The organism is Nostoc sp. FACHB-888, assembly GCF_014696655.1.
Lineage (GTDB): Bacteria > Cyanobacteriota > Cyanobacteriia > Cyanobacteriales > Nostocaceae > Nostoc.
In genome coordinates this window covers 1-7,542 of the sequence record NZ_JACJQM010000194.1, presented here as the reverse complement: position 1 = coordinate 7,542, position 7,542 = coordinate 1, and the positions used below count along the sequence as shown (strand labels likewise).

Sequence of the window (7,542 nt, the reverse complement as noted above, 5' to 3'; positions counted from 1 at the left end):
CCGGGATTCACTAATCAACGAATCGCACGTCTGCTTGAATTGTAATCAGCAACTTGTAAACTTCTTTTCCTCTGCGCTCACACTTCTCGAATTTCAGTTCTTTTAGATATCCAGTTAAGGCAGTTTGGGTAATCGCACTTGCTTCACTGTTGTTTAGGGTATACCACAGTGAACCATTGTGACGATTACAATAGATTCTGCAATTACCTGCATCAGAGTGCAATCCTACTTTTGGCTTATTGATTGAAGCGATTAATTGCTTGAGTAGTTCCTCTTGGCGCATCAAGAGAGTAAATAATTCTGATGTTTGTTCAGGGGTCATTTGTTTATACCAAAAGCATTTCACTTTCGCATTGGCGCAGCCGTAGACTTCTTGAAGCAGCAGGCGCGACCGATGTAGATTTCGGTCACGCCTACTGATTTTCTTACGCTGCTACCAACTCCCGACGAGCTTGCGGCAGTTCAATCGGAGCAGTTGCCCTGGACAGTCCCTCTACAGCCTCTTTTACGCTCCAATACCGTACTCCAACCGTACACTGCCAATAGTAAGTCTTGGGGTCATTTTCCCATAACTCATCAGCGTTTCTGACCTTGAAGACAATTCCCAAAAACTTACCATCTAGATATACGTTGTGAGCCGTCTGAAGGTCAGTGCGTCCTACATAGATCAGTCGGTAGCCGTCCACTGGCGTACACAAGTCTTCTGCGCGAGTACCGCGATACCCGCAGTTACCGCACCCATGCCCTTCGCAGTCTGGACAGATGGCAGCAGGCATATTCCACTTCGGCAGAGTGAAATCCCATTCAGCAGTTGGGGTTAATATTCGAGCCTTGTGAGAGATATAACAACCAGCGTGACCGATTACTTTATCAGGATAGTATTGGACGCTCAACGATAGCCAATCACAATCACCTAACAAGCCAATTTTCTCAGAAGCTTGTTTTAATTCCTTTTCTTCCTTGTGATTGCGCTCTACTGGAGCACAAAGACTCGCTTTTACCTCTGCAACAGCGCGTTTGAAGGATTGTTTGTGGTATCGAGCATAACCGTGGGTCATTTTTACCCACACGATATCATCACTGTTGATCCAGATAGTCACTACATCTTCGGGCTGGCAGTTTTTGGAGTAGTCCGACTGATTGACGATGGTTGCAATGATTTCGCGATCCTGTGTGGTTAACGGATCTTTTGTTGGCGCAAGAACTGAAATTTGTGCCATGATTATAAATTGCCTCTTCTTTAGTAGGTTGGGGCATAGGGGCGATCGTTAGTTTTGCAGACAGAGCGATCGTCCTATTTTTATTGGTCAGTTTGTTGTGCTTTCAGCACAACACTCTCAATTTAGAATTGGCGAAGCCTCATATTTATTACTCCTAGCCAGTGGCTGGGGCTTGCTACAGCAGCATATGGTAGTCAGCAACGAGCTTCAAAGCGACTTCTGTAATGCTGTAGCAACTTTTTATTCAGCGCAAATCGATTTCCCTTCCTGTTCCCCTTGCTTTCTCTGGTTGCGCCAGTGCCTCAGCTACTCTTCCAGGTGGATTAATAAATTTACTATTTTCAAGGTTCAATGGTGAGCGCCTCTTTATTTTTCTGGGAGGCTGGCGCTTTGTTCCTCTATGATTATCAATTTACTACATGATGTTGACATTGGTCAAGAGACTAGAGCAAATTTTTTGAAGATTATCTACGTCTAATGCAAGTGCTGGATATAATTGCCAAATAGGTATTTCAAGTGCCTGACAGATGGCAAGTGCATCTTTCTTATCAATTGACTCTGGTCTATTTGCTGCATTTCCCCATTCAAGATTGTGGATAAAAGCCCTACTACAACCTGCTTTTACTGCCAATGCATCACGGCTCATTTTCCCACGCATCTCTCTTAGGCGCTTTGCCATTTGTTCGTTCCACGCAAAGCGAGATATGTAAGATATGTCCACTAGCACCACCTCTTTAGCCATTCAATTACTCATTTATTTTATCAATGCCGTGTTGACAAAACGAATCTTTTGTCTACATTAAGTAGTACACCAGATAAAAGCAAAAGCGATCGCTTGCTTGTTAGCAATGCGATTATTTAAACCCACACATACTGGAGAAGCACAGTTATTAAAACAAAAGCACCCCTACTGGCGAACGCTTACGCTCTTGAGCAATGCCAGAGCAATCGCATACGCTTGTACAAGATTGCTGATCGGGGCAATGCCTTTGTGTGAACGCAAGGAGCGTTAATGAAAGGCTTTAGTAATTTTTAAGTCTTTATTAGTAGTACTTTTAGTTTTACCGCCAGTAGGTGCTGAAAGAGACTGAACTCTAGAGATTTGCAATTTTTGAAGCTCGAATGGGAACAATAAGCTGGTATTTGTTACATTTCTATAGATATGAACCTGACAAAAACAATTTTAAATACATTAGAAAAACTTCTAAAAGTTTCAGTTTGTGTTGGGCTGATGCTAATTTTTAGTATTATATGTTATTCCATAACAGAATTACCTGAAGCTATTGCCGCAAATAAATCTTTATCATCAAATAATATAATAGAAATAGCTAATCATTTAAATAAATTTAAAAGTTTTCTAGAGTTTGGAGATTCCTTTCTACCGGATATATCTATTTTAAGAGCATCTTTCGCCCCAACTTTCCAACCTACTTTTGCACCAAGTTATCAACCCACTTTCGCTCCAACTATATCTTTAATTGGTAGAGTTGATTTCTATTTTCAAGCTCAAGAATTAAACTTGGTTAAAATTATTATTAATAATAACGAAAAAGAACTTTTTAAATCTCTAGCTTTAGAAGCTTATAAATTAGGTGTTGATAAAGCTCAAAAAGATGGTGATTATAAGAGTGCAATTAAACATTATAGCAATGCTTTGAGTCATAATGGCCACTTTGCAGAAGCTTATGTCAGCCGAGGTCGAGCATATTCAGAGTTAGGAGAACAGCAAAGGGCTATTGCGGATTACACTAAAGCTATAGAGGTCAAGCCTAAGTTTGCTGAAGATGCAGATAGATATGTAGAACCATTATTAGGAAGGGGGAGTATATACATTAAACTTGGCAATTATCAAGAAGCATTAAATGATTTTAATTTAGCAATTCAACGTAATCCTGATTTCTGGGATGCTTACTTAGGTAGAGCTACTATATATATTGGGCAAGAAGATTATCCCGCAGCAATTAATGATTTGACGGAAGCATTAGAATTAACGGCAGACAATTATCCGGCAGCATTTCTAAGGCGTGGTTCTATCTGGGCTGAATTAGGTGAAGCCAAAAAAGCTATTAAAGACTTTACTGAAGTTATTGATAATCATGCAGAAGATGCTAGTGTATATTATGCAGATGCTTACTATAAAAGAGGTCTAGTTTACTTAAATATAGGTAATATAAAAATAGCAACTGATGATTTTACAAAGGCAATTAAATATGATTCTAATTATAAACAGGCTTATTATTACCGAGCAGCCTCCTATAATGAATTAGGAAAATTTCAAGAGGCAAATCAAGATTACAGTCAGGCATTATTAGCTAGCAATTTTCCAGAGCATCCAGAACTCTCTGCTTCGGTTAATACAATAGCTATCAGTAATGATGGTATGACTTTAGCTAGCGGTAGTAACGACTCAAATATTAGGCTGTGGAACTTAAAGACAGGCCAAGAAATTAACAATATTGCTGGACAGGTAGGCCAAGTTTTCGCTGTTACTTTTAGTCCTGATAGTCAAACTATTGCCTATGCTGGTACTGATAAAGTTATTAAGTTATGGAACATAAAAACAAAAGAAGAAATCCTAAATATACCAGCGCATACAAACTGGATTAATGCTCTAGCTTTTAGCCCAGATGGAACTATCCTTGCTAGTGCAAGTGATGATAAAGACATTAAATTATGGGATGTCAAAACAGGAGAAATAATTACTAGGTTATCTGGGCATTCAGACTATGTTAAATCCCTTGTATTTAGCCCAGATGGTCAGTTTATTGCTAGCGGTAGCCGTGACCAAGATATCAAATTATGGAGCTGGCGAATTGGAAGATCCATCAGAAATTTAGTAGGACATTCAAAATGCGTGCGTGCTGTAGCTTTTAGTTCTGATGGTCAAATTTTGGCTAGTGGTAGTCAAGATAATAGCATTATGCTGTGGGATTGGCGAAGTGGAAGAAAAATCGGTTCTTTAATTGGTCACTTTAAAACAGTTACATCTTTGGCATTTAGCCCTGATAATAAGATGCTTGCCAGTGGTAGTGATGATAAAACTATTAAGCTATGGGATGTGCAAACTCAACTAGAAACAATGAGCCTTTCCGGTCATTCATCTTATGTCGAGTCAGTAGCTTTTAGTCCAGATGGAAAAACTCTCGTCAGTGGAGGTTATGACAAAACTGTTAAAGTGTGGCAAGTAGATTAACCTACTAGTTCAGGAATTAATGCTCGCTAACACCTACCATACACCAATATATTTTTAGCCACTGTTCTAAATTTTGCTTCCTACTGGCTAGAGCTTTCGGCAATCACTCATGAGAATCATTGGGGAGGCGATGGCTACGCCCCATAAGAACGATGTCTACGACGGGCTGTGCGGTGTCGCTACTTCCTCCATTCCCAGATTTGCCTTATCAACAAACCATTACTAGCAACCAATCCTGTGACCCGCCAAGCAAGAAACTCAAATTCGCGGATGTCGTCTGTAATACGCTGGCTTGTGCTAACTTCTATCATTTATAATGGCAACTTTAAGATTATTCGTTTTTTGCGTAAAGTACGAAAATTGAGGTGAAGAGTGTTATATGACGGTATTTACTATGGATAAACTGGGGACAACACTAATTGTCTCCTATACAATTTACTTCTATCAAAAACTGCTCCAGCTTACGTCTAGGGCAGTTTTATATTGCACAGTAGAAGCCAGATTCACAACTGCATCCAATGGTGAATCATCTGCCTATTGTCAGCAACCGAAGCTTCTAGAAAAATATTACGCTACATTAAGCGTTTTCTTGTAGTGTTTGGTCACACCTTAAAAAACTATGGCAAAAGTTACTTAATCACGTTAACTGATTGCACGATTGCGCTGATATGCCCAGATTGCTAAAAAGCTAGCAATACAAGTAGTCCAGGCAAACCATTCTAGATGTATGGCTAAATAAGTATTGTAAAATTCAGATGCCTGTAAATGTCCTGCCCAAATTAGAATTTGAGCGTAGTGGTAAAATGGCGAGAAAGGGATTAAATTCTGCAATCACTCTGGCATTCCAGGTAATGATATAGTACCGGAACTAAATATAGCTAGACCAATAATAAATGCACTAGTTAAAGAAATAATATTTGCCTCCATTACATAACCAATAAAAAAACCAACAATGGCAAAAGGAACAATTCCTGTAATTAGGCTGAAGAATAATATTATCCAGTCTGAAAAAGGTTGGCTAATACCAAGTTTGAATATTCCCAAGGTAAACATTAGGCTTATGCCTACAGTAGAGATAAGAAAAGCGATAATAACCTTTGAGGCTAGATATATCCAAGCTGGTAAAGGAGTGATCCTGAGCAGTTTAAGCCACCCCTGTTTACGCTCATTTGCAATTTGGATGCTAAGTGTTTGAATTGCAACTATAAATAAGTTAAGAGTTGCAAGACCTGTCATATAAGATATAGCATTCGGATCATTTTTTGGTAAAAAGAGCAAACCAAGCAAGTACACCTACAACTGCTGCTGGGGCTAAAGGAGTACCAAAGACTGCTGTTAGAGAAATAGTTGTTAAAAATCCAACAAAGACTGTTGAAAGTTCGTATCCAGCTTTATGAACATCAGGTTGGCACGAAATACTAAACCAGCAATCAGAATGAGAGCTAATCAAATATATAATGCCAGATGCAAAAGCTAGTATTACAATAATTCTGATTAAATCTGCTGAGATAAAAGAACTTGATTGAGAGTTTTGATTTGAATTGTTTGGGGAGTTCATAGTTGTACCTCAAATGAAATAAATTTTCTAAATTCAAAAGTAAATTTAGCAGTAATTCCTAACGGCATAAAAATGGATCTACTGCTTGCCAGTTATGTATACCTGTAGCTGTTGCTGAACCTAAAGCTATAGCGGCTGGTAAGGGTACACCGACTAATGTTGCTCCAGCAGTAACAATTGAACCAGTACTAATAGCAAGCCAATCTATTCCTCTAGGAATTTTGAGCTTAGTACTTGCGCTTTGGTCAGAGTTTTGTTTTGAAGTGGCAATAATTTGTACTTCACCTTTAGATTTTGCAGTTACCAAACCCTCACTATTAACAGTTGCAATTTGGTCATTACTAGAAGACCAATATACACTTTTATCAATTGAGCCTATACCTTTGATCGTGGAACACAATCTAGCTATATTGTTAATATCAAGCTCAAGTTGTTTAGGATATACAGCAATGTAATTAACGGTAGCTGGTAAAACCTCTAACTGAATCATTGCTTTTTTACTACTATCTTGGGTAGATGTTGCTATAATTGTTACTTCACCAGTTGACATTGCCTCTAATTCAGCTGTGTGTCCCTGTCCAAGAATAATTGCTACATCTGAATTGCTAGAAGACCAAGTAATATCCTCACTATTACTTCCTAAACCTTCCACTCTTGCTGTTATTGTTTTAATTTCTCCCGCTCTCAAATCATTAATAGGCTCATTATTATTAATAATGACTCGCTCAATAATCATATTATGAGAAACTTTCAGTTTAGTACTTACACTTTTTTGAGTATCTTGTTCAGAAACAGCCTGAATAGTAGTTTCACCTTGTGCAATACCTTTAACTAAACCACTGTTATCAACTGTTGCAATCTCTTTGTTAGCTGATGACCAATTAACCCCAGTATCAAATTTGCCAAAGCCATTAACCTTGGATATTAATGTTCGAGCTTGTCCTACCTCAAGTGCAAGACTTTTAGGTTGAATTTCGATATTGGTAATACCTTCTACCAAAAAGTCAACAGTATCACTTTTAGTTTTGTCTTTCTTAGAAATGGCTGTAATCTTTACTATGCCAGGAGCAACTGCAAGAATTTGACCTTGAGCATTAACTGTCGCAACTTTTTCATTACTTGAAATCCATCGCACTCCTCGGTCTACTGTGCTTGCATTTCTAAGTTGATTTGTGACTCGAACATCAGTTTTAAGTTGCGATAACTTCCCTATTTTTAACTTTAACTCTCTAGGACTAACAGTTACTCTTTCAATCGGGCAGCGATCTTCTCCCCAATTTACTAAAGGAGAACAAGAATGCTGTATATTCCAAGTCTGCATTAGGATTAAAGGTGTCCACAGCAAAACTAGGATTAAGAAAAGATGCCGTGATAAAAACTTAAGAACACTGTGAACAGTCTTTTTCCCATCGTGTTGATTAACTAGTTCTATCAAATCCGTATGAGAACCATCCATGAGAGTTTTAATAGTAGACCTCTTGCAAAATTACTTTTATGTTATAGTCAAGGGTTTGCATTTTGGAATTGCTAAATTTAACTCATAGTTATAAATTGCTGCTAGTAAGTTACAA

General features: G+C 38.3%; 9 protein-coding genes. 2 read left to right on the top strand and 7 right to left on the bottom strand.

Annotated features, from left to right (window positions below):
- Positions 1–10: 10 nt before the first annotated feature.
- The 3 genes from H6G26_RS36230 to H6G26_RS36220 all read right to left on the bottom strand — a co-directional run bounded on the left by H6G26_RS36230 (position 11) and on the right by H6G26_RS36220 (position 1,962).
- A complete protein-coding gene (locus H6G26_RS36230) occupies positions 11–322 on the bottom strand; it encodes a hypothetical protein (protein WP_242054177.1) in 312 nt (103 codons plus the stop codon).
- Positions 323–425: 103 nt separating this feature from the next.
- Positions 426–1,220 (bottom strand): hypothetical protein, encoded by a 795-nt coding sequence (locus H6G26_RS36225; protein WP_199327247.1) that lies wholly within the window; start codon positions 1,218–1,220, stop codon positions 426–428.
- Between the two features lie 415 nt (positions 1,221–1,635).
- Complete coding sequence (locus H6G26_RS36220) at positions 1,636–1,962, bottom strand: helix-turn-helix transcriptional regulator (RefSeq protein WP_190736239.1); 327 nt, start codon at positions 1,960–1,962, stop codon at positions 1,636–1,638.
- A gap of 420 nt (positions 1,963–2,382) precedes the next feature.
- Between H6G26_RS36220 and H6G26_RS36215 the strand changes: the two genes are divergently transcribed.
- Positions 2,383–4,413 (top strand): tetratricopeptide repeat protein, encoded by a 2,031-nt coding sequence (locus H6G26_RS36215; RefSeq protein ID WP_190736237.1) that lies wholly within the window; start codon positions 2,383–2,385, stop codon positions 4,411–4,413.
- Positions 4,414–4,792: 379 nt separating this feature from the next.
- Entirely contained in the window at positions 4,793–5,008 is a 216-nt protein-coding gene (locus tag H6G26_RS36210; protein WP_190736235.1) for a hypothetical protein, read from the top strand.
- 47 nt (positions 5,009–5,055) lie between these two features.
- Here H6G26_RS36210 and H6G26_RS36205 read toward each other — a convergent pair whose 3' ends face one another.
- The 4 genes from H6G26_RS36205 to H6G26_RS36190 are packed head-to-tail and all read right to left on the bottom strand — an operon-like array spanning position 5,056 to position 7,427.
- Complete coding sequence (locus H6G26_RS36205) at positions 5,056–5,244, bottom strand: hypothetical protein (protein ID WP_190736233.1); 189 nt, start codon at positions 5,242–5,244, stop codon at positions 5,056–5,058.
- Complete coding sequence (locus H6G26_RS36200) at positions 5,245–5,706, bottom strand: ABC transporter permease (RefSeq protein WP_190736231.1); 462 nt, start codon at positions 5,704–5,706, stop codon at positions 5,245–5,247.
- A complete protein-coding gene (locus H6G26_RS36195; protein ID WP_190736229.1) occupies positions 5,669–5,971 on the bottom strand; it encodes a hypothetical protein in 303 nt (100 codons plus the stop codon). The genes H6G26_RS36200 and H6G26_RS36195 overlap by 38 nt, the downstream gene beginning before the upstream one ends.
- 58 nt (positions 5,972–6,029) lie before the next feature.
- Positions 6,030–7,427, bottom strand: coding sequence for an Ig-like domain-containing protein (locus H6G26_RS36190; RefSeq protein WP_190736227.1), 1,398 nt, complete (start codon positions 7,425–7,427; stop codon positions 6,030–6,032).
- Positions 7,428–7,542 lie beyond the last annotated feature (115 nt).

Excerpts from the sequence above, each read along its gene's own strand:
- H6G26_RS36230 (WP_242054177.1), bottom strand. The coding sequence starts at position 322 with ATGACCCCTGAACAAACATCAGAATTATTTACTCTCTTGATGCGCCAA.
- H6G26_RS36225 (WP_199327247.1), bottom strand. The coding sequence starts at position 1,220 with ATGGCACAAATTTCAGTTCTTGCGCCAACAAAAGATCCGTTAACCACA.
- H6G26_RS36220 (WP_190736239.1), bottom strand. The coding sequence starts at position 1,962 with ATGGCTAAAGAGGTGGTGCTAGTGGACATATCTTACATATCTCGCTTT.
- H6G26_RS36215 (WP_190736237.1), top strand. The coding sequence starts at position 2,383 with ATGAACCTGACAAAAACAATTTTAAATACATTAGAAAAACTTCTAAAA.
- H6G26_RS36210 (WP_190736235.1), top strand. The coding sequence starts at position 4,793 with ATGACGGTATTTACTATGGATAAACTGGGGACAACACTAATTGTCTCC.
- H6G26_RS36195 (WP_190736229.1), bottom strand. The coding sequence starts at position 5,971 with ATGAACTCCCCAAACAATTCAAATCAAAACTCTCAATCAAGTTCTTTT.
- H6G26_RS36190 (WP_190736227.1), bottom strand. The coding sequence starts at position 7,427 with ATGGATGGTTCTCATACGGATTTGATAGAACTAGTTAATCAACACGAT.